Origin of the sequence: Mesorhizobium sp. M00.F.Ca.ET.216.01.1.1, assembly GCF_004010325.2 — a bacterium.
GTDB lineage: Bacteria > Pseudomonadota > Alphaproteobacteria > Rhizobiales > Rhizobiaceae > Mesorhizobium.
This window is the reverse complement of the sequence record NZ_SADR02000554.1, coordinates 1-285: the sequence shown is the minus strand read 5'-3', so window position 1 is coordinate 285 and position 285 is coordinate 1. Positions and strand designations below refer to the sequence as shown.

The 285-nt window shown below is 64.2% G+C and carries 1 protein-coding gene; it reads left to right on the top strand.

What is annotated here, in order from left to right; translation table 11 throughout:
• Window positions 1-285 (top strand): zinc ABC transporter substrate-binding protein (locus EN859_RS37425; RefSeq protein WP_189502601.1); only part of this gene is annotated, 285 nt, incomplete at both ends.

The following is a 285-nucleotide window of genomic DNA, read 5'->3' as shown; positions in this document are numbered from 1 at the left end:
ATTTTGCGAAAAATGTCGGCGGCGACCGGGTCAACATCACCACCATCGTCGGACCCGACGGCGACGCGCATGTCTACGAGCCGAGCCCGGCCGACGCGGTGGCGATGGCCGGCGCCGATATCGTGCTGGTTAACGGCCTGAATTTCGAAGGCTTTCTGCAGCGCCTGGTCGATGCCAGCGCCACCAAGGCCTCGATCGTCACCTTGACCAACGGTGTGACACCGATCGACTTCAAGCCGGAATTTGCCGATGCGGATGCCGCTGAGGGCGCCGGCACCAGCGGCG